Source organism: Streptomyces sp. NPDC005408 (genome assembly GCF_040606445.1).
Lineage (GTDB): Bacteria > Actinomycetota > Actinomycetes > Streptomycetales > Streptomycetaceae > Streptomyces.
The window spans coordinates 1-25,656 of the sequence record NZ_JBEXEX010000006.1 but is presented as its reverse complement, the minus strand read 5'-3'; the positions used below and the strand labels follow the sequence as shown (position 1 = coordinate 25,656).

Sequence of the window (25,656 nt, the reverse complement as noted above, 5' to 3'; positions counted from 1 at the left end):
GAAGACCTTGCGACCCTCACTCAATGCAGCCCGCTGTGCCCGACTTCCCAAACGGGAATATTCCCCCCACCTCGGCCCTCTCCGACGCGCCCATCCTGCCTTCCACGCGGAAGAATGGGTTCATGAGTCAGCAGCCCGCCGAGGTACCGGTCCAGCACCCCCAGCCGTCCGTCGGTTCCATAGCCGCGCACCGCCCGCACACCGTCGCGGCCACGGTGTCCGAGCTGGAACCCGACATCGACGCCGACCTCGACGCGTACGAGGAAGATCACGACGGCGAAGGCGCCGAACTGCCCCAGGGGCGGTTCCTGGATCGTGAGCGCAGCTGGCTCGCCTTCAACGAGCGTGTACTCGAACTCGCCGAGGACCCGGCGACGCCCCTGCTGGAGCGGGCCAACTTCCTCGCGATCTTCGCCTCCAACCTGGACGAGTTCTTCATGGTCCGGGTGGCAGGCCTGAAGCGCCGCATCGCGACGGGTGTCGCCACCCGCTCCGCGTCCGGCCTGCAGCCCCGCGAGGTCCTCGACCTGATCTGGACCCGCTCCCGCGAGCTCATGGCCCGCCACGCCGCCTGCTACCAGCAGGACGTCGCCCCGGCGCTCGCCGAGGAGTCGATCCACCTCATCCGCTGGCCGGATCTCACCGAGAAGGAGCAGGCGCGCCTCTTCACGCTCTTCAGGCAGCAGATCTTCCCGGTCCTCACCCCCCTGGCCGTCGACCCCGCGCACCCCTTCCCCTACATCTCGGGGCTCTCGCTGAACCTCGCGGTCATCGTGCGCAACCCCGTCAGCGGCCACCGGCACTTCGCCCGGGTCAAGGTGCCGCCCCTGCTGTCGCGCTTCCTGGAGGCCTCCCCGCAGCGGTACGTCCCTCTGGAGGACGTCATCGCCGCGCATCTGGAAGAGCTGTTCCCCGGCATGGAGGTGCTCGCCCACCACATGTTCCGGGTGACCAGGAACGAGGACCTGGAGGTCGAGGAGGACGACGCCGAGAATCTGCTCCAGGCTCTGGAGAAGGAGCTCATGCGGCGCCGCTTCGGCCCGCCTGTGCGCCTCGAGGTCGAGGAGTCCATCGACCCGTACGTCCTGGACCTGCTGGTCCGTGAGCTGAAGATCTCCGACGCCGAGGTCTATCCACTGCCCGGACCGCTCGATCTGACGAGCCTCTTCGGTATCGCGGCCCTCGACCGGCCCGAGCTGAAGTTCCCGAAGTTCATCGCGGGCACCCACCGGGACCTCGCCGAGGTCGAGTCCGCGTCCGCGCCCGACATCTTCATAGCGCTGCGTGAGCGCGACGTACTGCTGCACCACCCGTACGACTCGTTCTCGACGTCCGTCCAGGCCTTCCTGGAGCAGGCCGCGGCCGACTCGGACGTGCTGACCATCAAGCAGACGCTGTACCGCACCAGCGGCGAATCCCCGATAGTCGACGCCCTGATCGACGCCGCCGAGTCCGGCAAGCAGGTCCTCGTACTGGTCGAGATCAAGGCCCGCTTCGACGAGCAGGCCAACATCAAGTGGGCACGCAAACTGGAAGAAGCCGGCTGCCATGTCGTCTACGGACTCGTCGGACTGAAGACCCACTGCAAGCTGTCGCTCGTGGTCCGCCAGGAGGGCGACACGCTGCGCCGCTACTCCCACGTCGGCACCGGCAACTACCACCCCAAGACCGCAAGGCTCTACGAGGACCTGGGGCTGCTCACCGCGGACCCGCAGGTCGGCGCCGACCTCTCGGACCTCTTCAACCGGCTGTCCGGTTACTCCCGCCGCGAGACCTACCGCCGGCTGCTCGTCGCCCCCAAGTCCCTGCGCGACGGCCTCATCGCCCGCATAAACAAGGAAGTCACGCACCACCGCGCCGGCCGCCCCGCCTACGTACGCTTCAAGGTCAACTCGATGGTGGACGAGGCGATCATCGACGCCTGCTACCGGGCGGCGATGGCCGGCGTGCCGGTCGACATCTGGGTCCGCGGCATCTGTGCGATACGCCCCGGAGTCGCCGGCCTCTCGGAGAACATCCGGGTGCGCTCGATCCTCGGCCGCTTCCTGGAGCACTCCCGGATCTTCGCCTTCGGCAACGGCGGCGAGCCCGAAGTGTGGTTCGGCAGCGCCGACATGATGCACCGCAACCTCGACCGACGTATCGAGGCACTGGTACGGGTCACCGACCCGGCCCACCGCGCGGCCCTCACCCGTCTTCTCGAGACCGGTATGTCCGACACCACGTCCTCCTGGCACCTCGGCCCGGACGGCGCCTGGACCCGGCATGCGACGGACGCGGAAGGCCAGCCGCTGCGGAACGTACAGGAGATGCTCATAGACGCCCGGAGGCGCCGGCGTGCACAGCCCTGATATTTCCCGGCACGACGCGGACGTCGTCCCGGCCGCTGTATCCGCCCCCGTCATGGCGGGCGACGCCCTGGCCGGGTACCTCCATGCGCAGGCGGGCGACTTCCTGCGCAGTCTGCGGATGCACAGCGAGAGCGGCGCGGACACCGCGGGCGTGGCCGAGGCCGCGGCCGCGCTGCGCCTGGCGGCCCGCCGCATCAGCGGGACGCTGCACACCTTCCGGTCACTGCTCGACGCCGCCTGGGCGGACGACCTGCGCACCGAACTGTCGTGGCTGTCGGCGACGCTGGCCCAGGAGCACGCCTGCACCTCGCGGCTCGCGCGGCTGCTGGAGGCCCTGTCACGGCTGTCGGGTTCGAGTCCGCTGCCGCCGGCGAGGGGGGAGCTTCGCGTACTCGACAACGATGCCCCGGGTGCCCCACAGACCGCACAGACCCCGCGCGCCGCAGGCCTGACCGTGGGCGCCGCGCGGGCCGGGGCCCTGCTGGAGCGGCAGTTGACGCTGGCCAGGACCCGCGCCCACTCCGCCGCGCTCCAGGCGCTCGGCTCCTCCCGCTTCCACGCGGTCGCCGACTCCGTCGCCGTACTCGCCTCCGAACTGCCGCTCGGCCCGATGGCCACCGTCCCGGCCGCCGAGGCCCTGGCACGGCCCGCCGAGCTCGCCGAGCGGCGACTGCTCGACGCCGTGGCCGCCCTGCCGCTGGGCCGGGCCGCGCACCCGTACAACGCGGAGGCCCTCGTCCACGGCCTGGCCACCGCACCGGCCGAAGAGGCCCAGGACTCCCCCTGGCACCAGGTGCGGCTGCTGCTGCGACTGCACCGGTACGCCCAGGAGGTGCTGCACCCCGACGGAGACCCGGTGCTCGGCCACGCGGGCCTGGTCCTCGACCGGCACCGCGACGCCGCCGAGGCCGCCGCTGCCGCCGCGACCGCGGCCCGTACGCCTCGTATCGCCCCGGCCACCGCATACGCCCTGGGAGTGCTGCACGCCGACCAGCGCCACGAGGTGGAGGCCGCCCGGTTCGCCTTCCAGCAGGTGTGGCAGCGGGCGACGGCGGTGACGGCCCCATGAGGGGGGCGCCCCGATGAGGGACGACACCGTGCTGGCCGCGGGCTGTGTGCTCTGGCGGCGTTCCCCGTACGGGGACGAGGGCATCGAGATCTGCCTCGTACACCGGCCCAAGTACGACGACTGGTCGCACCCCAAAGGCAAGCTGAAGCGCGCTGAGGACCCGCTTGCCGGAGCGATGCGCGAGGTGCTCGAAGAGACCGGCCACCACTGTGTACCAGGTGCCCGGCTCCCCACCGCGCGTTACGTTGCCAACGGACGGCCCAAGCAGGTCAGCTACTGGGCGGCCGAGGCGACAACGGGGTCCTTCGCCCCGAGCGAGGAGGTGGACCGCATCCTCTGGCTGCCGCCCGCGGCGGCCCGCAACCGCCTGACCCAGCCGCGCGACCGCATTCTGGTCGACGCCCTGCTAGAGGCCCTGCACTCGGCGTGAGGGGCAGTGGACCAGGTCACGTCGGGCACTCAGCTGCCCGACACGGTTCACCTGCCGTTCACCCTCTCCCGTTGGTGGCTTCATCTGATCTGCCTAATTTCGGCCGTAGACGGTGACCGGCACAGTGCCGGTGCCCCCACCCCCGAAACGTGCCGCGCCCCGGCGGCTCCTGGAAGGAACACCCGAAGTGAAGCTTCAGCGCAAGAACGGGCTTCGCGCCACCGCGCTCGGTGCCCTCGCCGTGACCGGCGCCCTGGTCCTCACGGCGTGTGGTTCGGACGACAACGCCGGCGGCACCGGCGGCACCGGCGAGAAGACCAACGCCGCGTCGAACATCAAGTGCGACGGTGCGAAGGGCAAGCTCCTTGCCTCCGGCTCCAGCGCGCAGAAGAACGCCATGGACGTGTGGGTCAAGAACTACATGGCCGCCTGCAACGGCGTGGAGATCAACTACAAGGCCTCCTCGTCCGGTGAGGGCATCATCGCCTTCAACCAGGGCACCGTCGGCTTCGCCGGTTCCGACTCGGCGCTCAAGCCCGAAGAGGTCGCCGAATCGAAGAAGGTCTGCAAGGGCGGCCAGGGCATCAACCTGCCCATGGTCGGCGGCCCGATCGCCATCGGCTACAACGTGCCGGGCGTGGAGAAGCTGAACCTGGACGCCTCCACGATCGCCAAGATCTTCAACGGCAAGATCAAGAACTGGAACGACCCGGCGATCGCCAAGCTGAACGCCGGCGCCAAGCTCCCGGACAAGGCCATCCAGGCCTTCCACCGCTCCGAGGACTCCGGCACCACGCAGAACCTCGGCAAGTACCTGGCCGCCACGGCCAAGGCCGACTGGCCCTACGAGCCCGAGAAGAAGTGGCCGGCCCCGGGTGGCCAGGCCGCGTCCGGCTCGGCCGGTGTCGCCGCGCAGGTCAAGCAGGCCGAGGGCGCGATCGGTTACTTCGAGCTCTCCTACGCGGCCTCGCAGCAGATCCCGACGGTGAACATCGCCACCGGTGCTGCCGCCCCGGTCGAGGCCACTCCCGAGAACGCCTCCAAGGCCATCGCCGCCGCCAAGATCAAGGGCACCGGCAAGGACCTGGCTCTCGGTCTCGACTACACCACCAAGGCCGACGGCGCCTACCCGATCGTCCTGGTGACCTACGAGATCGTCTGCGACAACGGCAACAAGGCCGACACCCTGGGCACGGTCAAGTCCTTCCTGACCTACACCGCCGGCGACGAGGGCCAGAAGGTTCTCTCCGCGGCCGGTTACGCCCCGATCCCGGCCGAGATCAACGCGAAGGTCCGCGAGACCGTCACGGGCCTGAAGTAACGAACAAGGCCGGCGGGGGCCACTGTGCCCCCGTCGGCCAACCCATCCGGTGCACCGCCGCCAGGGGAGTCCTGCCGCTCCCCCACCACAGACCGGAAAGATCATGGCTTCCACCACACCCATAGCTTCCCCTCCCCCGGCTCCGCCGGTCGCCAGGAAGAGCACATCCACCGGCCGCGCAGGCGACAAGGTCTTTCTCGGCCTGTCCCGCGGGTCGGGCATTCTGCTCCTGGTGATCATGGCGTCGATCGCCGTGTTCCTCACCTACCGCGCCGCGATCGCCATCTCGAAGGACGAGGGCAACTTCCTCACCACCTTCGACTGGAACCCGGCGGGCAACCCGCCGGTCTTCGGCATCGCGGTCCTCCTCTTCGGCACCGTGGTCAGCTCGATCATCGCCATGGTGATCGCCGTCCCGATCGCCGTCGGCATCGCGCTGTTCATCTCGCACTACGCGCCGCGCAAACTTGCCGCCCCCATCGCCTACGTAGTCGATCTGCTGGCCGCCGTGCCGTCGATCATCTACGGCATCTGGGGCGCGCTCTTCCTCGTCCCGTACATGGAGGGCCTCAACCTCTGGCTGGACGAGTTCTTCGGCTGGACGTACGTCTTCGAGAAGACCGAAGTCGGCGTCGCCCGCTCGCTGTTCACCGTCGGCGTGCTGCTGGCGATCATGATCCTGCCGATCGTGACCAGCGTCAGCCGCGAAGTCTTCCTCCAGGTCCCGCGGATGAACGAAGAAGCCGCACTCGCCCTGGGCGCCACCCGCTGGGAGGTCATCCGCCTCTCGGTGCTGCCCTTCGGCCGCTCCGGCGTGATCTCCGCCTCGATGCTGGGCCTCGGCCGCGCGCTCGGCGAGACGATGGCCGTCGCCACGGTCCTCTCCCCGAGCTTCCTGATCTCCGGGCATCTCCTCAACCCGGGCGGCGGGACCTTCGCCCAGAACATCGCCGCGAAGTTCGACGAGGCCAATGAGCTCGGGCGCGACGCCCTGATCGCCTCCGGCCTGGTCCTCTTCGTCCTCACCCTGCTGGTCAACGGCGCGGCCCGGCTGATCATCGCTCGCCGCAAGGAGTACTCGGGGGCCAACGCATGAGCCAGACAGCCATACAGGACAGGCCGACCCCGGCCCCCGTTCCTCCGAAGGGCGGCCTCCAAGGCCGGTCCCTCCCCCGCTGGGCCCCGTTCGGATTCGCGATCGTCTCCATCGCCCTCGGTGTCGGCATCGGCATCGCGGCCGGCTGGGAGAGCCGCATTCAGTGGGGTCTGATCTCGGCACTCTTCTTCCTGGTCATCTCGTACGTCGCGAGCTCGATCGTCGAGAACAAGCGCCAGGCCAAGGACCGCCTCGCCACCAGCATCGTCTGGGTGTGCTTCATCCTCGCCGTGATCCCGCTGTTCTCGCTGATCTGGGTAACCATCAGCCGCGGTACGAAGGTGCTCAACGGCTACTTCCTCAGCCACTCCATGGCCGGCGTCCCCGGCTTCGAGACGGGCGGCGGCGTCTACCACGCCATCATCGGCACCCTGGAGCAGGTCGGCCTCGCCACCCTCGTCTCCGTACCGATCGGCCTGCTGACCGCGGTCTACCTGGTGGAGTACGGCAAGGGCGCGCTCGCCAAGGCCGTCACCTTCTTCGTCGACGTCATGACGGGCATCCCGTCGATCGTCGCGGGCCTGTTCATCCTCTCGATCATGCTCATTCTCGAGCTGCAGCCCTCCGGCCTGATGGGCGCGCTGGCGCTGGCGATCCTGATGATCCCGGTCGTCGTCCGCTCCACCGAGGAGATGCTCAAGCTCGTCCCGAACGAGCTGCGCGAAGCCTCGCTGGCCCTCGGTGTGCCGAAGTACCGCACGATCCTGAAGGTGGTTATTCCGACCGCCCTCGGCGGTATCACCACCGGAGTGATGCTCGCGATCGCGCGTATCGCCGGTGAGACCGCGCCGATCATGCTGCTGGTCTTCGGCAGCCAGCTGATCAACACCAACCCCTTCGAAGGCGCCCAGTCCTCGCTCCCCTTCTACATCTGGGAGCAGTACCGGGTCGGCAGCGCGGCGTCCTACGACCGCGCCTGGGCCGCAGCCCTGGTCCTGATCGCCTTCGTCATGATCCTCAACCTGGTGGCCCGCGGCATCGCCCGCTGGAAGGCCCCGAAGACCGGCCGCTGACCGCGGCTACGAAAGAAGCAGTGATTCAGATGGCCAAGCGAATCGACGTCAGCGGCCTCAGCGCCTTCTACGGCTCCCACAAGGCGATCGAGGACATCTCGATGACCGTGGAGCCCCGCTCCGTGACGGCCTTCATCGGCCCGTCCGGCTGCGGCAAGTCCACGTTCCTGCGCACCCTGAACCGGATGCACGAGGTCACCCCCGGGGGCCGCGTCGAGGGCAAGGTGCTGCTGGACGACGAGAACCTCTACGCCTCGAACGTCGACCCGGTCGCCGTGCGCCGCACGGTCGGCATGGTCTTCCAGCGTCCGAACCCCTTCCCGACGATGTCGATCTTCGACAATGTCGCGGCGGGGCTGCGGCTGAACGGCTCGTACAAGAAGAACGCGCTGGCGGACGTCGTCGAGAAGTCCCTCAAGGGCGCGAACCTCTGGAACGAGGTCAAGGACCGGCTGAACAAGCCCGGTTCCGGCCTCTCCGGCGGCCAGCAGCAGCGCCTGTGCATCGCCCGCGCGATCGCGGTCGAGCCGGATGTGCTGCTGATGGACGAGCCGTGCTCGGCGCTGGACCCGATCTCCACGCTGGCGATCGAGGACCTGATCGGTGAGCTGAAGGAGCGCTTCACGATCGTCATCGTGACGCACAACATGCAGCAGGCGGCGCGTGTCTCGGACCGTACGGCGTTCTTCAACCTGTCGGCGGTCGGGCAGCCCGGCAGGCTCATCGAGATAGACGAGACCGAGCGGATCTTCGCCAACCCGTCGGTCCAGGCCACCGAGGACTACATCTCCGGTCGCTTCGGCTAGGCCGACCCCATAGCCGTCCTGCGGTGCTGCATGGCGGTGCCACCGCAAGGCGAAGGGCCCGCCCCTCTCTCCCAGAGGGGCGGGCCCACCCATTTGTCAGGCCCCGCCTACGGACGGCCTGGTCTAGCCGAAGATCAGGTAGACGACCCCGTAACTCAGCGCAGCGACACACGCCGCGGCCGGCATCGTGATGAACCAGCCCATCACGATGTTCTTCGCAACGCCCCAGCGCACCGCGTTCACCCGCTTCGTCGCTCCGACACCCATGATCGCCGAGGTGATCACATGCGTCGTCGAGATCGGCGCGTGGAACAGGAACGCCGAGCCGAACATGATCGACGCCCCCGTCGTCTCCGCGGCGAAGCCCTGCGGCGGGTCCAGCTCGATGATCTTGCGGCCGAGCGTCCGCATGATGCGCCAGCCGCCCGCGTACGTCCCGAGCGAGAGCATCATCGCGCAGGCGATCTTGACCCAGACCGGAATCGCGTCGCCCTGGTCCTCCACACCGGCGATGACCAGCGCCATCACCACGATGCCCATCGTCTTCTGCGCGTCCTGGAGACCGTGACCGAGCGCCATGCCCGCCGCCGAGACCGTCTGCGCTATCCGGAAACCGCGCTTGGCCTTGTGCGGGTTGGACTTACGGAACATCCACATGATCGCGACCATCACCAGATAGCCGATGAACAGACCGATGACCGGCGACAGGAACATCGGGATGACGATCTTGTCGAGCACGCCGGACCAGATCACCCCGGTCCCGCCCGCGAGCGCCGCGCCCACCATGCCGCCGAAGAGCGCATGGGACGAGGACGACGGCAGACCGAAGTACCAGGTGACCAGGTTCCACACGATCGCGCCGACCAGCGCCGCGAAGAGGATGCCCATGCCCTGCGAGCCCGTGGGCGTCTCGATGATGCCCTCGCTGACGGTCTTGGCGACGCCCTGACCGAGGAAGGCTCCGGCGAGGTTCATGACCGCGGCCATCGCCAGTGCCGCGCGCGGCGTCAGCGCGCGCGTGGAGACCGACGTCGCGATCGCGTTCGCCGAGTCGTGGAAGCCGTTGGTGTAGGTGAATCCGAGCGCGACACCAATGGTCACGATCAGCGCAAAGGTGTCCACGTGGTTCAGGACTCCTTGACCGCGATGGTCTCCACGGTGTTCGCGACATGCTCGAAGGCGTCGGCGGCCTCTTCCAGCACGTCCACGATCTGCTTGAGCTTGAGGACCTCGATGGCCTCGTACTTACCGTTGAAGAGATGCGCAAGGAGCTTGCGGTGAATCTGGTCGGCCTGGTTCTCGAGGCGGTTGACCTCGATCCAGTACTCGGTGAGGTTCTCCATGGTCCGCAGATGCGGCATGGCCTCCGCCGTCAGCTCGGCCGCCCGCGCCAGAACCTCGATCTGCTGCTCGACACCCTTGGGCAGCTCCTCGACCTGGTAGAGGACGACCAGGTCGACGGCTTCCTCCATGAAGTCCATGATGTCGTCGAGCGACGAAGCGAGTTTGTAGATGTCCTCGCGGTCGAACGGCGTGATGAAGGAGGAGTTCAGCTGGTGGAAGATGGCGTGGGTGGCGTCGTCACCAGCATGCTCCGCCGCCCGCATCCGCTCCGCGATCTCGGCCCGGGCGGAGGCGTCCGCTCCGAGCAGTTCCATCAGGAGCTTGGAGCCCGTGACGATGTTGTCCGCGGATGCGGCAAACATGTCATAGAAGCTCGTCTCCCTGGGGGTCAGACGAAATCGCACGTGGGGTCCTCGGGTGCTCTGGATTCGGTCAGGCTGATGCTAGGCGCATCATCCGGCCACGGCTAACCGGCGTTCCTCAGTGTCGCCCATGGACCAGCGTGATCAGCACGGGCCCCCGCCCCATCCGGCACGATTCGTTACGATATACCCACGAGGGGTATGTAGCCCATGGTTTTCAGACAAGCTCAGCTGGACAACGGGAGGACGCGATGACGACCACTGAGGCGGCCGGCCCCCCGGTCACGGACCACGACCACGGAGTGCACGGCTACCACAAGCAGAAGGACGAACACCTCAAGCGCCTGCGCCGTATCGAGGGCCAGATCCGCGGCTTGCAGAGGATGGTCGACGAGGACGTCTACTGCATCGACATACTCACCCAGGTCTCGGCGTCCACCAAGGCCCTGCAGTCCTTCGCACTCCAGCTGCTCGAGGAGCATCTGCGGCACTGCGTCGCGGACGCGGCGGTGAAGGGCGGCGAGGAGATCGACGCGAAGGTCGAGGAAGCGACGAAGGCGATCGCCCGGCTGCTCCGTACCTGATCCTGATCCGCTCAGGGGATGGGGCGCGGCGACGGCGTCCCGGCCGCGCCCCCGGTCACTGCTGCAGGGTCGGGGCAGATCGCTCGGCCGCCACTTTCAGCACCTCGTCGATACGGTCCGGGCTGAGCCTCTCCTCGTCCGCGGCGGACGCTGCGATGATCAACTCGCCACACAGCTCGATCTCGGCGAGGGCCACGTGGTCCTGGACGGTCGCAGTACTGGGCGGAGCCACGCGCATTCACCTCTTCCTGCCGGTGTCGACTTCCTAGCGTAGGGAGTGATGCACGCACCGCGCATGGCACGTCCGGACCATTTAGACCCTGATCCTCCCGGCGTAAATGTCCCGTTGGTCGGGCAGACGCACGGACACCGGCGTCCCGAAGTCGTACAGCAGCGTGGTCGAGGTGACGGCGACCGTGCCGCCTGCATTGGTGAAGCTGAAGCGGTGGCGCACCTTGCGCAGCCTGCCCTCGTCGTCGAGATACGCGTCGAAGGGCACCGTGTCCTTGGCGAACCCTTTCGCCGCGGCGGCCAGCGAGGCACGGGCATGCGGTTCGGCGACCTGGGCGGCCCTGGCGATGTCGGTGGTGCCGCGGTAGTGGCGGACCTTCTGGCCGGCGAGCTTCTCCTCGCCGATGTACGTCACGCCCCGCGCGCTGCGCAGCAGTTCGGCGGCGGCGAGCGGATCGGTGGCGCCGCCCGTGACCAGGTTCCCGTCCTCCAGGGTGGTCGTGTCCACCCGTACCCACTTGTCGGCGGGCACGCCGGCGCCCCGGTTCTTCATGTACAGCGCGCCGGGCGTCAGCAGCTCGGTCACCGGACGGTGCTCTTCCGCGCCCGTGGGGTCCTTGGGCAGAACGACCGTGAGCTGCCCCATCCGCCGCTCGAAGTCGTAGCCCCCTTCGCCGCGGATGGTCACCCGGGTCCCGCCGGTGGCCATCTCCATGGACGTACGGGCCTTGGAGCTCCCGGCACCGGCGAGCACATCCGCGGCCTTGAGCACGTCGCCGGGATGCCCGCCGCCATGCCGGTCGTCGGCGACGGCGCCACCGCCGCCGGAGCAGCCGCTGGCCGTCACGGCCCCCAGTACGGCGGCTGCGACGGCGAAAGTCCCGCCCCTGCGCCTGTGCTTCTGCACCACCATCGCCTGCCAACCCCCAACACCGGAGCGCTGCTTCTACGAGAGCCCCACCCGCCCCGAATAACGACGGCCTGGGCCCGTCGTCACGCGGGCCCCCGCGCCCGGCGCCGCCCAAGTACCGTGGAGAGGTGCATCAGCAGGACGCCATCGAAGACGCCTCCGCCCCCCACCACACGAGCACCAGCGAACGCGGCTCCTTCGCCCTCGCGCGCTGTACCTGCGGCTGGATGGGCCCCGCCCGTCGTTCCAGAGAACGGGCGCGTACGGACGCCGCGTTGCATTTCGAGTTCCAGACATCGGCCGCCGGGCCCGAGCGGTGACGCGTCCCGGGGCAGGAAAATCACCCGCCCCGGAACCCCTCACTCCTCACAGCCGTCTCGTTCTCCAGGAGGCCCCATGGACCGGCGCGCGCTGCTCACCACCGCTGTAGTTCTCACCGCTGCCGCCTGCACAGGCAAGAAGGACGGCACCGGAGCGACCGCGGCAACCACCACGACAACCAACCGAAGCCCCTCGCGGAGCGGGCCGGTGACCACATCGGCTGCCGCGGCACCCGACTGGAACGCGCTCGCGCGCGGGCTCGACGGGAAGCTCGTACGCCCCGGGGACGCCGCGTACCCGAGCGCGCGCCAGCTCTACAACACCCGGTTCGACTCGCTGAAGCCCGCGGCCGTGGCGTATGTCGCCGGCGAGGACGACGTCAAGGAGTGCCTCGCGTACGCCAAGGCGCACCGCACCCCCGTCTCCATCCGCAACGGCGGCCATTCCTATGCCGGTTGGTCCTCGGGCAACGGCCGTCTCGTCATCGATGTGTCCTCGCTGAACCGGGTCGGAGCGGACGGCACCATAGGCGCCGGCGCCAAGCTGATCGATGTGTACAGCGCTCTCGGCGCGAGCGGCCGCACCATCCCCGCGGGCTCCTGCCCCTCTGTCGGCGTGTCCGGTCTCACCCTCGGCGGCGGGCATGGCGTGAGCTCGCGTGCGTACGGTCTGACCTGCGACAGTCTCACCTCCGCCACCCTCGTCACGGCGGACGGCAAGGTGCTGACCGCGAGCGCCACCCAGAACAAGGACCTCTTCTGGGCGCTGCGGGGCGCGGGCAACGGCAACTTCGGTGTCGTGACCCGGCTCCGTTTCCGTACGCATCCCACACCACCGGCCGTCACCGCCTATCTCACCTGGCCGTGGTCGAAGGCAGCGGCCGTGCTGGCCGCCTGGCAGAAGTGGGGTCCCGAGCAGCCCGACGAGATCTGGTCGTCGGCGCATCTCGCCGCCGGTCCGGGCGGCACGCCCACGCTCTCCGTCGCCGCGTTCTCACTCGGCAGCGAGAGCGATCTGCGCAACGCGCTCGACCGCCTCGCCGACCGGGTGGGATCGCCGGCGCGTTCGGTCTCGGTGCGCCGCCGCGGCTACCTCGACGCGATGCTCGGCTATGCCAACTGCTCCACGCTCAGCCGGGACCAGTGCCATCTGCCAGGCACCACCCCGGGCCGTAGCAAGCAGGGCGCGCTGCAGCGCGAGACGTATGCCGCGGCCTCCGACTTCTTCGACCGCGAGCTCTCCCCGGCAGGGCTGCGCGCGCTGATATCGGCGGCCGAGGCGTTCACCCGGATCTCGCCGTCCCAGGGCGGTGGCGGCGGCTCCATCGCGCTGACCGCGCTCGGCGGCGCGATCAACCGTGTGGACCCGCTGGCGACGTCGTTCGTCCACCGGCGCTCCAGGGTGCTGGCCCAGTACATCGGCGCCTGGCGTCCCGGCACGGCGGGCTCCGCCCAGCAGGCCTGGCTCAAAAATGCTCACGCGTCGATGCGCCGCTACGCGTCGGGGGCGGCCTACCAGAACTACATCGATCCGACGCTGTCGAACTGGCGCCAGGCCTACTACGGCCCTGCCGCGGACCGGCTCACGCGGCTGAAGAAGCAGTACGACCCGGACCGGGTCTTCAACTTCCCACAAGCCCTGTAGGCCGGGTCCGGGCGAGAGTTCGGGCCCGGTTCAGGCCCGCCCAGGCTCAGGCTGCGAGGTCGTTCTCGCCGGTGCCCGTGCCCTCGGTCCGCGGCTCCGGGATGCCGAGCGTCTCGGGCCGGCCCGCCGGACCGGGCACCGGGCGCTTCGACCGTACGAGCCAGGCGATGCGCCCCGACCCGGCGACCGCCGACAGCAGCGGTGTCAGCAGCGCGAGCGCGAGCGGGGCGAGGAGCAGCGCCACCGCCGTGCCGAGCGCGAATCCGCCGATGACGTCGGTCGGGTAGTGCACGCCCATGTACACCCGGCAGAAGCCTTCGGCGAGCGCGAGACCGATCCCGGCCAGTCCGAACTTGCGGTGCGCGACGAAGAGCCCGGCCGCGATCGCCATCGCCATCGTGGCGTGGTCGCTGACGAAGGAGTAGTCGGTCTTTCCGGCCACCAGGACCTCGATGCCCTGGTGGTCGCGGAAGGGCCTCGGTCTCTCGACGAAGCCGCGGATGGGGATGTTGATCAGCAGCGCGATACCGGCGGCGAGCGGCGCCCAGATCAGCCCGGCGACCGCCGCGACCGAGTCCTCCGTCGTACCGCGCCGGCGCACGCTCCACCAGCACCACAGGACGACCAGGACCATCGCGAGCATGATTCCGTACTCGCCGACGAACTCCATGGTGCGGTCGAGCCACGACGGGGCGTCCTTGGCCAGGCCGTTGATGTCGTAGAGCAGGCTGAGATCGGGATCGGACCCGCCCGTTGACTGCGTCAGGGGGAACCCCAATGCGAGTCCAGCCATCTGCTCGGCCCCTTGCCTTGTGCCTGGCGGGACGCACCTTCCGGGTGCGCCGCCTCTACCAACCCCCGTGGTCAGTGCGGTGTCTGCTGCACGGTCAGTGCGGCTGTCTCCGACCAGGGAACGGCCCATTCCCCATGTACGTTCCACTCTCCACCGAACGATCACCATGACGTTATCGAAGAGTGACACATCGTCCCAGTTCAGGGCCTTGGCCGAAGGGAGAGTTCCGGCCACCTCCGACGGCGCGTCAGGCTTCCGGGAGGCCCGTCGGCAGCGCTTTCGCGCCATCCTTGGTGACTCTCGTAGCCCCGAAGTAGTCCGGGGTGTCGATCTTGTCGAAGCGGATGACGGCCCCGGTGTAGGGAGCGTTGATCATGTACCCGCCACCCACATAGAGCCCGACGTGCCGGATCGCCCGCGAGTTGGTGAGGTCGTCGGAGAAGAAGACGAGATCGCCCGGCAGCAGTTCGTCGCGCGAGGGATGCGGCCCGGCGTTGTACTGGTCGTTCGCGACACGTGGCAGCTCGATGTCCACGGTCCGGTACGCGGCCTGCGTCAGCCCGGAGCAGTCGAAGCGTCCGCCCTGCTCAGGCGTGCCGTTGCCGCCCCACAGATACTTCGTGCCGAGCTTCTGCTGAGCGAAATAGATGGCCCCGGCAGCCTGCCGTGACGGCTCGACCCGGCCGACCGGCCGGGCGAAGCTCTTCTCCAGGGTGCGGATGACCTTCACATAGTTCTGCGTCTCGCGGTAGGGCGGGACACCGCCGTACTTGATGACGGCGTACGCGCCCGCGTTGTACGCGGCGAGCATGTTGTCGGTCTGGTCGCCGGGCGCCTTTTTGACATATCCGGCCAGTTCGCAGTCGTACGAGGCAGCGGACGGAATCGCGTCGGCCGGATCCCATACGTCGCGGTCCCCGTCCTTGTCCCCGTCAACGCTGTGCGCCGCCCAGGTGCCGGGGATGAACTGCGCGATGCCCTGAGCCGCGGCCTGGCTCTGCGCCTTCGGGTTCCAGCCGCTCTCCTGGTAGAGCTGGGCGGCGAGCAGCGCGGGATTGATGGCCGGGCAGAGGTTCCCCCACTTCTGCACGAGCGGCTGATACAGCGCGGGCACGGCCCCCTTGGCCAGTCCGACCGCCCGTCCGCCCTTCGCCCCACCCATGAGCCCGGCGGCCGCGGAATAGGTCCCGACGACGAGCAGCGCGACAAAACTCAGGCAGAGCCCGATCCCGACCCCGCTCGCCATCCAGACCTTTCGCACGCCCTCAACCCTCCCCCATCCGCACCGCGTTCCCGTCCCTATTCGGCCCGCGCGCCTATGGTTTGCGTCCCACGCCCCCGAACATGGCGACCTCGCCCGGCTCTTCGCCACCGCTCGTCTCCGGCCGCCAGCGCGAACACGACACCAGGCCGGGCTCCAGCATGTCGAGCCCGTCGAAGTACGGGGCGAGCTGCTGCGGGGTGCGCTGGGTGAGCCTGGGCGTACCGTGCTCGTTCCAGAACGCGACGGCGGCGTCCACATCGGGCATCGCCGGGCTGGTGATGGTGTGTGAGAGGACGAGATGACTGCCGGCGGGCAGCGGGTCCATGAGGCGGCGGACGATGTCGTACGACTCCTCGTCGTCCTCGATGAAGATCACCACGCCGAGGAGCAGCAGCGCGACGGGCTGCGAGAGGTCGAGCGTCTCGGCGGCACGCTCCAGGATCGTGTCCACATCGCGCAGATCGGCGTCGAGATAGTCGGTGCTGCCCTCGGGCGTACTGGTGAGCAGGGCGCGGGCGTGCGCGAGGACGAGGGGGTCGTTGTCGACGTACACAATCCGCGCCTCGGGAACAGCGCGCTGGGCCACTTCGTGGGTGTTGTCGGCGCTGGGCAGCCCGGTCCCGATGTCGAGGAACTGCCGGATCCCCACCTCGGCGGCCAGATGACGGACAGCCCGCCCGAGAAACAACCGGTCCGCGACGGCGTAGTCACCGATGCCGGGATGAAGCCTGCGGATCTGATCACCGGCCTCGCGGTCGACCTCGTAGTGGTCCTTGCCGCCGGTCCAGTAGTTCCAGATGCGGGCGGTGTGGGGGCGGGTGGTGTCGATCCCGGCGAGTAAGTGCGCGTTGTCGGTCACACGTACCAAGATATCCAACTCGGCCTGTCAGGAGCCAGGTTGGACCGGAAGACAGCAACCTCGGCCGGGCGGCCCGCCACCTGGTCCGTACACATCCGCGCCCTCAAGGAGAACTGTGACCGACCCCTCCGCCGGCCTCGACTGGACCCGCGCCGCCCCCGAAGGCGCACAAGGCACCGGCCCCTGGATCGAGGTCGCCTTCGGGCCCGGGGACCTGGTCCACCTGAGGGAGACGAGCGACCCGGAGAACGTGGTCACCACGACCCGTAAGAAGTGGGACGCCTTCGTCCTCGGCGTACAGGCGGGCGAATTCGACCACTTCGCGGAGCTCGACGAGCAGTGACCCGTCACCCCCTGACGCCGCCCGTTCCGGTTGAGAGCGGACGGACCTGGGTCAGCGGAAGTTTCCAGACGGCACGGTCGCGGTAATCCTCAACACGGCCAGGGCGAGAAACGGCCTGCAGCGCCCCAAAGGTGCAACAACGACAGTCATTGCCCGGAGTCACCCCCCGTGATACACAGAGTAACCATACGCGCTCCTCGCACCGACCGAGTCCGTGCCGTAGCAGGTCAGGACGGCGGGATCGGTCATCCGTTCGGAGATCGAGTAAAGAGACCCGCCAAGTCGGCTTACGCGGGCTGTTTCATCAGCGAAGATAGAACGACGGCCCATGCCGAGGGGCAAGGGCACTGAACAACCCAACAGGGGCGGTGAGTTACATGATCCTGGCAGCCGAAAAGGGCGACATCACCACCATCATCGGCGGAATCGCCCCGAACTGGGGGCCTTTCGGGAGCCTGGGGAACGAAGCCCGAGTGATGATCGAGGTTGTGATGGCCGTGGCCATCCTCCTCTGCCTCGGCATCGCGATCTGGGGTGCGGCCAAACAGCGCATCGGAGCGACGGCGCTGCGCGACACGTTCAGCGCGGAGCAGGGCAAGGGCCTGATCGTCGCCGGGCTGACCGGCGTCTTCATCATCGGGTCGCTGGGGACCTTGTTCACCATCGTGTACGGGATGGCTGTCTAGCCGCCCGCCAGTCCTCTCCGGGCGTGCCCGGCCCACCCTTTGAGGTTGCGTCTCCCTGATGTCGAGTCACCACACCACGCCCGCGCGGGAAGCAGCACGACTACCGTCGTACTACGTGTCGGATCCCGCGCCGTACCACACGTCGTACGTCGCGGAACTGCAAACGGTTGAGGGGGCGTACGCGAGATGAGCCTCGGCGACGAGCACGGCTACGGCGGCGAGCCGGGCGGCGGCCGCACGGACGAGGGCTTCGGCGGATCGGGCCAGACCCGCACCAGACTCCCCGGCGGCGGCGAATCGGACGTCTACGGCGGCGCCCGCAGGCCGATGCGCAGCTCACGCTCCCTGATCACGGTGGTGGGCGTGGTGGTCCTGCTGATCGCGGCGATCGCGTTCGCCAACCAGGGCGGAGGCGATGACGCCCCGTCGGGCAGCGACACAAAGGCGGCGGGGGCGGAGCCGACGGCGGCGACGGGGGTGAAGCCGGTGAGGGGGAAGGCCGGGGGGATTCCGTCGGGGTATGCGAGGGATGAGCAGGGGGCGCAGAGCGCCGCGGCGAATTATGCGGTGGCGCTTGTCTCGGCCGACATCCTGAAGCCGGCGCGGCGACACGAGATCGTGGGCCAGCTCTTCGTCACCGACAAGGTCGGGGGGCTGCAGGCCAAACTCGACCAGGCGTACAACCAGGCATTCCTTTCCAAGCTCGGCCTCGACGCGAACGGGAACGCCGCCAAGGGGCTGACGTATGTGTCCCGCACTGCGCCGGTCGGCACCAAAGTCACGGCCTACACGGACACGTCCGCCACGGTGGAGGTCTGGTGCACCGGCGTCTTCGGCACAGCCGGAGTCAGCTCAACCAATCCGGTGACCAACGACTGGTTCACCATGACGCTCAAGCTCCAGTGGGCGGAGGGAAGCTGGAAGGTCGAGAGCTTCTCCCAGAAGGACGGCCCTGCGCCAGTGAACGCCGACCGGACGGCCTCCAGCGCCGACGAGATCGCCAAGGCAGTCGAGCAGTACGGAGGGTTCACGTATGCCCGATAGCCGGCGCCGCGCGCTCAAGCTCACAGCCGTCGTCGCAACCGTCCAGACGACAGCGGTGCTGCTGGCTTCGCGTGCCTTCGCAGCACCGACGCCCACCCCGACACCGTCCAACAAGGACAAGTGCGACCTCATCGTCGGCCCCGCGCGGGACTACTGCGACAGCGGCGAACCCGGCAGCAGGCCCCGCACGGGCCCGGCCGACCCCGCCGACGCCCTCGACCCCCTCGCCTCCCTCGCCCGCGGCTGCGCCGACGCCGCCGTCTGGACCGTCGACACCCTCTCCAAGGCCGTGAAGTCCACCGCCACCGTCGACTTCACCAACACCGCCTTCCTCTCCCAGTACGCCATCGTCTTCGCCGCCGCCACCATCCTCACCCTCGTCCTCTGGCTCCTCGCCGTCGCCAAGCGCGCCATCCGCGGCGTTCCCCTGACCACCGCCATCTCCGAAGCCATCGGCTTCCTCTGGCTCACCGTCCTCGCTTCCGCCTTCACCCCGCTGATCCTCTACACCCTCGTCTCCGCCACCGACGGCGTCACCGAGGTCATCGCCGGGGGCACCAGCGGCCAGACGGACATGTTCTTCGGGAACTTCGCGGCCGCCCTCAAGAAGGGCACCGACATCGGTGGCGGGCCGATCATGCTGATCGTCGTCTCGCTCGTCACGATCCTCGCCGCCGGCGTCCTGTACCTCGAGCTGTTCATCCGCGCCGTCCTGCTCTACATCGGCGCCCTTCTCGGCGTCGTCGTCTACGCCGGACTCGTCGACAAGAACATGTGGGGGCACGTCCGCCGCTGGGCCGGGATCATGATCGCGATCATCCTGGTCAAGCCCGTCATTGCGATCGTCCTCGGACTGGCGGGCGCGCTCTCCGCCGAGAAGGGCCCCGACTCCTTCTCCGCCGTCGTCTCCGGGCTCGCGATCATCCTGCTCGCCATCTTCGCCTCCGCGATGATCTACCGCTTCGTGCCCGGCTTCGGCGACGAGATCGTGGCCTCCCGCAACAACCGCCTCCAGAGCGGCGCCGAGAACGCCGCGGCCGCCGTCATCAGCTCCCCCGCCGCTCTTGTCTCCCAGGGCATCAAGACCCACAGCAGCCGCGGCAACCAGCGCGGCGGCGACGGTGGCGGCAACGGCAGCGCCCCGCGCCCTGCCAACCCCATCAGCGGGGGCGTCGCAGCCCACAGCAGCCGGCCGTCCGGAGGAGGAGGAGGCGGTGGATCCGTCCCCGCCGCCGCACCCCCGCCACGTAGCAGCAGCCCCGGCAGCAGTCCCACCAGTGGCACCCCGCACAGCAACCGCAAGAGCACAGGAGGTGGAGGGCGTTGACGACCCAGTCCCAACCGATCACGCCCCGCCGTACGTATCTGATCGGCCGGGCCCGGCCGAACGCGATCGTCGGCAAGAACCGCGAGACCGGCGAGATCGCCCTGATCATCGCCGGCGCGTTCCTCGGCATGATGAGCGGGCTGCTGGTCCCCGTCCTGTCCCTGCGGATCGTGCTGCTGATGGGCTTCCCGCTCCTCGCTCTCGCCGCCGTGTACGTCCCGTACAAGCACCGCACCTTCTACAAGTGGTTCGAGATCAACCGCAGTTATAAGCGCACCCTGCGCGGCGGCACCCTCTACCGCTCGTCCGCCGCCGAGTCGGGCACCCGGCTCGACGGCCGTGAGATCGAGGTCGGCCCGCCCCCCGGCATCGGCCGGATCAACTGGCTCGCCGCCCCCTTCGGCCCCGACGAGATCGCCGTACTGCTGCACGCCGACCGCCGTACCGTCACCGCCGCCATCGAGATCGAGGGCCCGGGCGTCGGACTGCGTGACAGCGAGGACCAGGAAGCCCTCGTCGACCGCTTCGGCACCCTGCTCAAGCATGTGGCCAACGGAGACGGCTTTGTGACCCGCCTTCAGATGCTGGCGCGTACGCTCCCCGCCGACCCCGACGCACACGCCAAGGACGTAGCCCAGCGCGGTGACCAGCAGTCGCCCGGCTGGCTGCGTGAATCGTACGAGCAGCTCCAGTCCATGGTGTCGACGTCGAGCGAACAGCACCGCGCATATCTCGTCGCCTGCATGCACTACTCCCGCGAGCTGGCCGCCGAGGCCCACGCCATGGCCCGTGCCGCCCGTCACTCCACCGGTTCGAAGTCCTCGGGTTCGCGGAAGCTCGACAGGGACGCCGGTCTCGCCGTCGTCATGGCCCGCGAACTCACCGACATCTGCGCGCGTCTCGCCGAGGCCGACATCCGGGTCCGGCAGCCGCTCGGCCAGGGCCGGCTCGCCTCGCTCGTCCACTCGATGTACGACCCGGACCACCCCATCGACCACATCCAGGCGATGACGAAACGCAACGCCTGGCCCGCCGAGCTCGACGCCATGCAGCCCACCTACCTCCAGGCGAAGACCCGCGAGTCCTCCACCCGCGCGCCCTGGTGCCACTCCACCGCCTGGGTGAAGGAGTGGCCGATGACCCCGGTCGGCGTGAACTTCCTTGCGCCGCTGCTCGTCCACACGCCCGATGTGATCCGTACGGTCGCGGTCTGCATGGACCTGGAGCCCACCGAGGTCGCCATTGAGCGGATGCTGACCGAGAAGACGAACGACGAGGCGGACGCGAGCCGCGCCGCCAAGATGAACCGGACCGTCGACCCGCGCGACATCGCCGCGCACGGACGGCTCGACCAGAGGGGTGAAGATCTCGCCAGCGGTGCGGCAGGGGTCAACCTTGTCGGGTACATCACAGTGTCTTCGCGGTCGCCGGAGGCGCTGGCACGCGACAAGCGGACGATCAGGGCATCGGCCGGCAAGTCGTATCTCAAGCTGGAGTGGTGCGACCGCGAACACCACCGTGCCTTTGTGAACACCTTGCCGTTCGCGACCGGCATCCGACGCTGAACGAGAGGGCAGTCCGCCATGCGAGATCCGCTGTCCGTCTTCACGGATGCCTTCACCTCCTTCCTCTTCGGAAAGGTGGAGACGACCCGCCTGCCCGTCCGTACGTCGACCGGCCAGGCGCAAGCCGTGTACCTGCCCACCGCAGCGCCGGGCCTCGGCGACTCGGGCGTGATCATCGGCCGTGAGGTGTACAGCGGAAAGGGCTATATCTACGACCCCTTCCAGCTGTACGGCCAGCAGCTGCCCGCCCCCCACTGGCTGGTCCTCGGCGAGTCCGGGAACGGCAAGTCGGCGCTCGAGAAGACATACGTCCTACGGCAGTTGCGCTTCCGCGACCGCCAGGTGGTCGTTCTGGACGCGCAGGGCGAGGACGGAGTGGGCGAGTGGAATCTCATCGCCCAGGAGCTGGGGATAACCCCCATCCGGCTCGACCCGATGACGGCGCTGGACGGCGGCATCCGCCTCAACCCGCTGGACCCTGCGATCACGACGACCGGCCAGCTGGCGCTCCTGAGGACGATCATCGAGGTCGCGATGGGGCACGGCCTGGACGAGCGCTCCGGCTTCGCGCTGAAGGTGGCGCATGCGTACGTCAACGAGACGATCGTCGAACGGCAGCCGGTGCTGACCGACATCGTGGACCAGCTGCGGCACCCGGAGCCGGAGTCGGCGGAGGCGATGAACGTCGACGTCGACGACGTACGGGCCTGGGGTCTGGATGTCGCGCTCGTGCTGGACCGGCTGGTCGACGGTGACCTGCGGGGCATGTTCGACGGCCCGACGACGGTGGGCATCGACCTGGACGCGCCTCTGATCGTCTTCGACCTCTCGCACATCGACCGGAACTCCATCGCGATGCCGATCCTGATGGCGATCGTGGGGGTGTGGCTCGAACACACGTGGATCCGCCCCGACCGGAAGAAGCGGATCTTCCTGGTCGAGGAGGCGTGGCACATCATCAACTCGCCCTTCGTGGCGCAGCTCTTCCAGCGGCTGCTGAAGTTCGGCCGTCGCCTGGGGCTCTCGTTCGTGGCGGTGGTCCACCACCTCTCGGACGTGGTGGACGGCGCGGCCGCGAGAGAAGCGGCGGCCATTCTCAAAATGGCCTCCACAAGGACGATCTACGCCCAGAAGGCGGACGAGGCGAGAGCGACGGGACGCGTCCTGGGCCTCCCACGATGGGCTGTGGAAATCATCCCGACCCTGACCCCGGGCATCGCGGTCTGGGACGTCAACGGCAATGTCCAGGTGGTCAAACACCTGGTGACGGAGGCGGAGCGACCACTGGTCTTCACGGACCGGGCGATGACGGAATCGTCGGGGCCTGCGTTGCCCGAGGACGTGGCGGCCGCGGAGTGGGAGGCGGAGCAGCGCGCGGCCCTGGTCGAGCGTCAGCAGTTGGATGCATCCTCCGAGTCGACGGTGGCATGACATGCGCGACCGTCGCCACCAGCCCGAAGAGGAACACGGCATCCCGGACGGCCTGTTGGTGGGCCTGCTCGCCTTTCTGCTGGGCCTGACGCTGCTGGTCTGGACGGCGACGGGCCTGGCAGGGCTCCTGTCCCACGGGGCGTGGCCGACGGGCGTGACGTTCGCCAACACGCCGCTCGCGATGCGCGCGCTGGTATCCAAGCCGCACGATCTGGTGTCCGCGTGGCCGGAGACCCCGTCGGCTGAGCTCTCCGGCTACGGCCTGTTCTGGGGCCTGGCAATCGGCGAACTCATGGTCCTGGTGGTCCTGACGATCTTCGCCCTGGGCACGCTGACCCGCTGGCGCGCGGTCCGCCGGTCGCGGGCGGCGGGCCGGGGGTTCCCTGCGGAGGCATGGGAGAGCCCGGCCCGGCCCCGTCGCGGCTCCCGTCGGGGCGCGATCGGCGGCGAAGCGGGATGGGAACGGGACACGTCGGGTGGCGTCGCCGGCCCGAGCCCGACCTCAGGGACAACGGGCACGCACGCGGGCAACGCCCAGCGGTCCGGTCTGCACGAGCACGACCAGTCAGGCACCCGCCGCACGGGCGCGGACGCGTACGCGGGCAGCGCCCCGGAGCCTGGCGCCCGGGCCACAGGCGAAGCCGGACGGCCCGCCCCCACCGCGGGCAGCGGCGCAGCCGCAGGCTCGTACCACGGAAACCCCCAACCCCAACAGCCCGGCGAGCACGACCGGTCGGGCACCCGCGGCCAAGGCGCGGACGCTTACTCGGCCAACGCCCAACAACCCGGCGCCCGGCCGGAGTCGAGCCACGGCGAAGCCGGCTGGGAGCAGGACCCGGCAGGCAGCGGCACGAGCCCGATCTCGGCCCCCGACGCGGCAGTCGGCGGCGCAGCAGCGACCGGCGCGTACGCGGCCGGCACCCAGGAGCCCGGCTCCGGGGCCCCTTGCGACGCCGCGTGGCCCTCTCCCGCCGCGGGCAGCGGCGCAGCCGTGGGCCCCAACTCTCTTGCGGAGCAAGGGGCGGGCGGGCGCGACCACCACGCCGCCCACGGCACCGGGGCCGCGGGCGTCCCCGCCCCCCGCACCCGCCCCGCCCGTCTTCTCTACGGCGACCCCGCCACGCGCCGCCCATCCACTGTCCAGGCCGTCTTCGACGCCCAGGGACCCGTCCTCGTCGTCACCTCCGACCCCACCGTCTGGGCCGAGACCAAGGACGCCCGGGCCAAGCTCGGCCCCGTCCTCGTCTACGACCCCGGGCACCTGTGCGACACCCCCGCCCGCCTCCACTGGTCCCCCTCCGCCCACTGCGAGGACCCCACCACCGCACAGGCACGCGCCACCGCACTCCTCGCCCCCGTACGCCCCCGCGCCCTCCTCGACGCCGCCATGGCCGACACCGCCGAAACGCTCCTGCGCTGCTGGCTCCACGCCGCGGCCGTGGACGGACGCCCGTTCAAGCAGCTCCACCGCTGGGCGCAGGGCGGCAACGCCCATGACGCCGTACGCATCCTCCGTACGCATCCCAAGGCCACCGCCGGTCTCGCCGGCCTCCTCGAGTCCGCGCTCACCGCCCACGCCGAACGCCGGGAGATCGCCCAGCAGTTGGTCGTACGCGCCCTCTCGTCCCTCTCCTCGATCCACATCCGCGAGGCCTGCACCCCGAACCGAGCCGATTCGCTCACCTTGGAATCATTCATAAGCGAAGGGGGCAGCCTGTATCTGGTGGGTGAGCCCATCGAGGACCCCAGAACCCACCCCGGCGCGATGCCACTGCTCACCGCACTGGCTTCAGACGTGGTCGAGCACGGCCGCCGCATGGCCGCACGGTCATCCGACGGTCGGCTCGACCCACCAATGACACTCGTTCTCGACGACGTCGCCGCGGTGGCTCCGCTTCCCCGGCTTCCGGAGCTGCTGGCAACCGGTCAGGACCAGGGACTTCCGACCCTGGTCCTGCTCCGCTCCGCCGAACAGGCGCGCGCCCGCTGGCCCGAACCGCTCCCGCAGTAGACCTCCCAGTAGGCCCCGCGGTAGAAGAGACCCCTACCGCAGGACCTCCAACTCCAGCTCCCGTGCCGTGTCATCGCCCGGTACCGGCACGGAGTCCCCGCTCGGCACAAACCCGAACCGCCGGTAGAACGCCGCGGCTCGTCCATTGTGCTCGTGCACATACAGCCGCACCCGCTTCACAGGCGGCCCGGCCAGCTCCCACGACCACTCCAGAGCCGCGCTGAACAACGCATCCGCCACACCCGCACCCCGCGCCTCGGGCCGTACGAACACCCCGACCAGATGCGTCTGGTCGGTCTTCGCGGCCTCCCCGAACCGCACTTCCCCCGCCGGCCGTTCCACGAGCACGGTGAGCGTCCCCACCCACCGCCCGTCCGGCGCCTCGGCGATGAACTGCCGCGACACGATCCCTTCCGCGGAGGTGGTCGCACGGTCCTGCCAGAATCCGTCGGGCCGCTCGACGGCCTGCTCGTACGTCTCCAGAAAGGCGATGGGCGCAGCCGGGTCCTGCAGGGCGGCAAGCCGAAGCTCCCGGGCCTTGGCCCACTCCTCGGCGCGTACGGGTCGAATCACGTAGTCCATCCCCCGATACTGACGGCGCCGCCCGTCACTGAGCAACGCGGTTTACGCCACGAAGGACCGGGTCCTGAACGCAGAAAAGCCCCGCACCAGAAGGTGCGGGGCTTTCCCACAATGATTGTTCGGCGGCGTCCTACTCTCCCACAGGGTCCCCCCTGCAGTACCATCGGCGCTGAAAGGCTTAGCTTCCGGGTTCGGAATGTAACCGGGCG

Annotated in this window: 25 protein-coding genes and 1 rRNA gene; 17 read left to right on the top strand and 9 right to left on the bottom strand. The window is 69.1% G+C overall.

From position 1 onward, the window contains the following. Positions 1-122 precede the first annotated feature (122 nt). The 7 genes from ABZS64_RS08095 to pstB all read left to right on the top strand — a co-directional run bounded on the left by ABZS64_RS08095 (position 123) and on the right by pstB (position 8,146). Positions 123-2,351 carry an RNA degradosome polyphosphate kinase gene (locus tag ABZS64_RS08095; protein WP_355824790.1) on the top strand — a complete coding sequence of 743 codons (2,229 nt, stop codon included), beginning with the start codon at positions 123-125 and terminating at the stop codon, positions 2,349-2,351. A gap of 52 nt (positions 2,352-2,403) precedes the next feature. Continuing rightward, entirely contained in the window at positions 2,404-3,420 is a 1,017-nt protein-coding gene (locus tag ABZS64_RS08090; RefSeq protein WP_355825408.1) for a CHAD domain-containing protein, read from the top strand. A gap of 13 nt (positions 3,421-3,433) precedes the next feature. Then, entirely contained in the window at positions 3,434-3,850 is a 417-nt protein-coding gene (locus ABZS64_RS08085) for an NUDIX hydrolase (RefSeq protein WP_355824787.1), read from the top strand. 187 nt (positions 3,851-4,037) lie between these two features. Continuing rightward, positions 4,038-5,171: a phosphate ABC transporter substrate-binding protein PstS gene (gene pstS, locus ABZS64_RS08080; protein ID WP_355824784.1), complete on the top strand. Its 1,134-nt coding sequence runs from the start codon at positions 4,038-4,040 to the stop codon at positions 5,169-5,171. Between the two features lie 103 nt (positions 5,172-5,274). Beyond that, positions 5,275-6,267: a phosphate ABC transporter permease subunit PstC gene (gene pstC / locus ABZS64_RS08075; RefSeq protein ID WP_355824782.1), complete on the top strand. Its 993-nt coding sequence runs from the start codon at positions 5,275-5,277 to the stop codon at positions 6,265-6,267. Then, complete coding sequence (pstA, locus tag ABZS64_RS08070; RefSeq protein ID WP_355824780.1) at positions 6,264-7,340, top strand: phosphate ABC transporter permease PstA; 1,077 nt, start codon at positions 6,264-6,266, stop codon at positions 7,338-7,340. Before pstC ends, pstA begins: the two co-directional genes overlap by 4 nt. A 29-nt stretch (positions 7,341-7,369) precedes the next feature. Beyond that, positions 7,370-8,146: a phosphate ABC transporter ATP-binding protein PstB gene (gene pstB / locus ABZS64_RS08065; RefSeq protein WP_355824778.1), complete on the top strand. Its 777-nt coding sequence runs from the start codon at positions 7,370-7,372 to the stop codon at positions 8,144-8,146. 123 nt (positions 8,147-8,269) lie between these two features. Here the strand turns inward: pstB and ABZS64_RS08060 are convergent, their stop codons facing one another. Together ABZS64_RS08060 and ABZS64_RS08055 are read right to left on the bottom strand one after the other, a co-directional pair. After that, on the bottom strand, positions 8,270-9,268 hold the full coding sequence (locus ABZS64_RS08060; RefSeq protein ID WP_355824775.1) for an inorganic phosphate transporter: 999 nt from the start codon (positions 9,266-9,268) through the stop codon (positions 8,270-8,272). A gap of 5 nt (positions 9,269-9,273) precedes the next feature. Next, entirely contained in the window at positions 9,274-9,894 is a 621-nt protein-coding gene (locus ABZS64_RS08055) for a DUF47 family protein (protein ID WP_355824773.1), read from the bottom strand. Between the two features lie 209 nt (positions 9,895-10,103). Here ABZS64_RS08055 and ABZS64_RS08050 point away from each other — a divergent pair, with 209 nt between their 5' ends. After that, the gene (locus ABZS64_RS08050) at positions 10,104-10,436 is read left to right on the top strand and encodes a metal-sensitive transcriptional regulator (RefSeq protein WP_251017580.1); all 333 of its coding nucleotides are present in this window, start codon (positions 10,104-10,106) and stop codon (positions 10,434-10,436) included. 55 nt (positions 10,437-10,491) lie between these two features. Here the strand turns inward: ABZS64_RS08050 and ABZS64_RS08045 are convergent, their stop codons facing one another. Together ABZS64_RS08045 and ABZS64_RS08040 are read right to left on the bottom strand one after the other, a co-directional pair. Further along, complete coding sequence (locus tag ABZS64_RS08045; RefSeq protein WP_355824770.1) at positions 10,492-10,674, bottom strand: hypothetical protein; 183 nt, start codon at positions 10,672-10,674, stop codon at positions 10,492-10,494. 75 nt (positions 10,675-10,749) lie between these two features. Then, the gene (locus tag ABZS64_RS08040) at positions 10,750-11,580 is read right to left on the bottom strand and encodes a hypothetical protein (RefSeq protein WP_355824767.1); all 831 of its coding nucleotides are present in this window, start codon (positions 11,578-11,580) and stop codon (positions 10,750-10,752) included. A 125-nt stretch (positions 11,581-11,705) separates the two neighbouring features. Between ABZS64_RS08040 and ABZS64_RS08035 the strand changes: the two genes are divergently transcribed. Together ABZS64_RS08035 and ABZS64_RS08030 are read left to right on the top strand one after the other, a co-directional pair. Beyond that, positions 11,706-11,897 (top strand): hypothetical protein, encoded by a 192-nt coding sequence (locus ABZS64_RS08035; RefSeq protein ID WP_355824764.1) that lies wholly within the window; start codon positions 11,706-11,708, stop codon positions 11,895-11,897. A 76-nt stretch (positions 11,898-11,973) separates the two neighbouring features. Further along, the gene (locus ABZS64_RS08030) at positions 11,974-13,542 is read left to right on the top strand and encodes an FAD-binding oxidoreductase (protein ID WP_355824761.1); all 1,569 of its coding nucleotides are present in this window, start codon (positions 11,974-11,976) and stop codon (positions 13,540-13,542) included. A 46-nt stretch (positions 13,543-13,588) separates the two neighbouring features. On the opposite strand, the gene ABZS64_RS08025 is transcribed toward ABZS64_RS08030, so the two are convergent. From ABZS64_RS08025 to ABZS64_RS08015, 3 genes are all read right to left on the bottom strand, one after another. Beyond that, positions 13,589-14,335 carry a phosphatase PAP2 family protein gene (locus ABZS64_RS08025; protein ID WP_355824758.1) on the bottom strand — a complete coding sequence of 249 codons (747 nt, stop codon included), beginning with the start codon at positions 14,333-14,335 and terminating at the stop codon, positions 13,589-13,591. Positions 14,336-14,582: 247 nt separating this feature from the next. After that, on the bottom strand, positions 14,583-15,581 hold the full coding sequence (locus ABZS64_RS08020; RefSeq protein WP_355825405.1) for a bifunctional lytic transglycosylase/C40 family peptidase: 999 nt from the start codon (positions 15,579-15,581) through the stop codon (positions 14,583-14,585). Positions 15,582-15,651: 70 nt separating this feature from the next. Next, positions 15,652-16,458 carry an SAM-dependent methyltransferase gene (locus tag ABZS64_RS08015; RefSeq protein WP_355824755.1) on the bottom strand — a complete coding sequence of 269 codons (807 nt, stop codon included), beginning with the start codon at positions 16,456-16,458 and terminating at the stop codon, positions 15,652-15,654. A 115-nt stretch (positions 16,459-16,573) separates the two neighbouring features. Here ABZS64_RS08015 and ABZS64_RS08010 point away from each other — a divergent pair, with 115 nt between their 5' ends. The 7 genes from ABZS64_RS08010 (at position 16,574) to ABZS64_RS07980 (ending at position 24,865) form a co-directional block, all read left to right on the top strand. Beyond that, the gene (locus tag ABZS64_RS08010; protein ID WP_355824752.1) at positions 16,574-16,801 is read left to right on the top strand and encodes a DUF397 domain-containing protein; all 228 of its coding nucleotides are present in this window, start codon (positions 16,574-16,576) and stop codon (positions 16,799-16,801) included. A gap of 377 nt (positions 16,802-17,178) precedes the next feature. Then, the gene (locus tag ABZS64_RS08005; RefSeq protein WP_142217964.1) at positions 17,179-17,487 is read left to right on the top strand and encodes a hypothetical protein; all 309 of its coding nucleotides are present in this window, start codon (positions 17,179-17,181) and stop codon (positions 17,485-17,487) included. A gap of 186 nt (positions 17,488-17,673) precedes the next feature. Then, the gene (locus ABZS64_RS08000; RefSeq protein ID WP_355824749.1) at positions 17,674-18,531 is read left to right on the top strand and encodes a hypothetical protein; all 858 of its coding nucleotides are present in this window, start codon (positions 17,674-17,676) and stop codon (positions 18,529-18,531) included. After that, on the top strand, positions 18,521-19,858 hold the full coding sequence (locus ABZS64_RS07995; RefSeq protein ID WP_355824746.1) for a hypothetical protein: 1,338 nt from the start codon (positions 18,521-18,523) through the stop codon (positions 19,856-19,858). The genes ABZS64_RS08000 and ABZS64_RS07995 overlap by 11 nt, the downstream gene beginning before the upstream one ends. Beyond that, entirely contained in the window at positions 19,855-21,423 is a 1,569-nt protein-coding gene (locus ABZS64_RS07990) for an SCO6880 family protein (protein WP_355824743.1), read from the top strand. The genes ABZS64_RS07995 and ABZS64_RS07990 overlap by 4 nt, the downstream gene beginning before the upstream one ends. An 18-nt stretch (positions 21,424-21,441) precedes the next feature. Further along, the gene (locus tag ABZS64_RS07985) at positions 21,442-22,854 is read left to right on the top strand and encodes an ATP-binding protein (RefSeq protein ID WP_355824741.1); all 1,413 of its coding nucleotides are present in this window, start codon (positions 21,442-21,444) and stop codon (positions 22,852-22,854) included. A 1-nt stretch (position 22,855) separates the two neighbouring features. Next, positions 22,856-24,865, top strand: a complete 2,010-nt coding sequence (locus ABZS64_RS07980; protein WP_355824738.1) for a type VI secretion protein — start codon at positions 22,856-22,858, stop codon at positions 24,863-24,865. Positions 24,866-24,898: 33 nt separating this feature from the next. On the opposite strand, the gene ABZS64_RS07975 is transcribed toward ABZS64_RS07980, so the two are convergent. Beyond that, positions 24,899-25,447, bottom strand: coding sequence for a GNAT family N-acetyltransferase (locus tag ABZS64_RS07975; protein WP_355824735.1), 549 nt, complete (start codon positions 25,445-25,447; stop codon positions 24,899-24,901). A 117-nt stretch (positions 25,448-25,564) separates the two neighbouring features. After that, positions 25,565-25,656, bottom strand: a 5S ribosomal RNA gene (rrf, locus tag ABZS64_RS07970); the annotation flags it as partial.

Coding starts and splice junctions, on each gene's coding strand:
- ABZS64_RS08045 (WP_355824770.1), bottom strand. CDS start 10,674: ATGCGCGTGGCTCCGCCCAGTACTGCGACCGTCCAGGACCACGTGGCC.
- ABZS64_RS07985 (WP_355824741.1), top strand. CDS start 21,442: ATGCGAGATCCGCTGTCCGTCTTCACGGATGCCTTCACCTCCTTCCTC.
- ABZS64_RS08050 (WP_251017580.1), top strand. CDS start 10,104: ATGACGACCACTGAGGCGGCCGGCCCCCCGGTCACGGACCACGACCAC.
- ABZS64_RS08000 (WP_355824749.1), top strand. CDS start 17,674: ATGAGCCTCGGCGACGAGCACGGCTACGGCGGCGAGCCGGGCGGCGGC.
- ABZS64_RS07975 (WP_355824735.1), bottom strand. CDS start 25,447: ATGGACTACGTGATTCGACCCGTACGCGCCGAGGAGTGGGCCAAGGCC.
- ABZS64_RS08085 (WP_355824787.1), top strand. CDS start 3,434: ATGAGGGACGACACCGTGCTGGCCGCGGGCTGTGTGCTCTGGCGGCGT.
- ABZS64_RS08005 (WP_142217964.1), top strand. CDS start 17,179: ATGATCCTGGCAGCCGAAAAGGGCGACATCACCACCATCATCGGCGGA.
- ABZS64_RS07980 (WP_355824738.1), top strand. CDS start 22,856: ATGCGCGACCGTCGCCACCAGCCCGAAGAGGAACACGGCATCCCGGAC.
- ABZS64_RS08020 (WP_355825405.1), bottom strand. CDS start 15,581: ATGGCGAGCGGGGTCGGGATCGGGCTCTGCCTGAGTTTTGTCGCGCTG.
- ABZS64_RS08040 (WP_355824767.1), bottom strand. CDS start 11,580: ATGGTGGTGCAGAAGCACAGGCGCAGGGGCGGGACTTTCGCCGTCGCA.
- ABZS64_RS08090 (WP_355825408.1), top strand. CDS start 2,404: ATGGCGGGCGACGCCCTGGCCGGGTACCTCCATGCGCAGGCGGGCGAC.
- ABZS64_RS08030 (WP_355824761.1), top strand. CDS start 11,974: ATGGACCGGCGCGCGCTGCTCACCACCGCTGTAGTTCTCACCGCTGCC.
- pstC (WP_355824782.1), top strand. CDS start 5,275: ATGGCTTCCACCACACCCATAGCTTCCCCTCCCCCGGCTCCGCCGGTC.
- pstB (WP_355824778.1), top strand. CDS start 7,370: ATGGCCAAGCGAATCGACGTCAGCGGCCTCAGCGCCTTCTACGGCTCC.
- ABZS64_RS08025 (WP_355824758.1), bottom strand. CDS start 14,335: ATGGCTGGACTCGCATTGGGGTTCCCCCTGACGCAGTCAACGGGCGGG.
- ABZS64_RS07995 (WP_355824746.1), top strand. CDS start 18,521: ATGCCCGATAGCCGGCGCCGCGCGCTCAAGCTCACAGCCGTCGTCGCA.
- ABZS64_RS08095 (WP_355824790.1), top strand. CDS start 123: ATGAGTCAGCAGCCCGCCGAGGTACCGGTCCAGCACCCCCAGCCGTCC.
- pstA (WP_355824780.1), top strand. CDS start 6,264: ATGAGCCAGACAGCCATACAGGACAGGCCGACCCCGGCCCCCGTTCCT.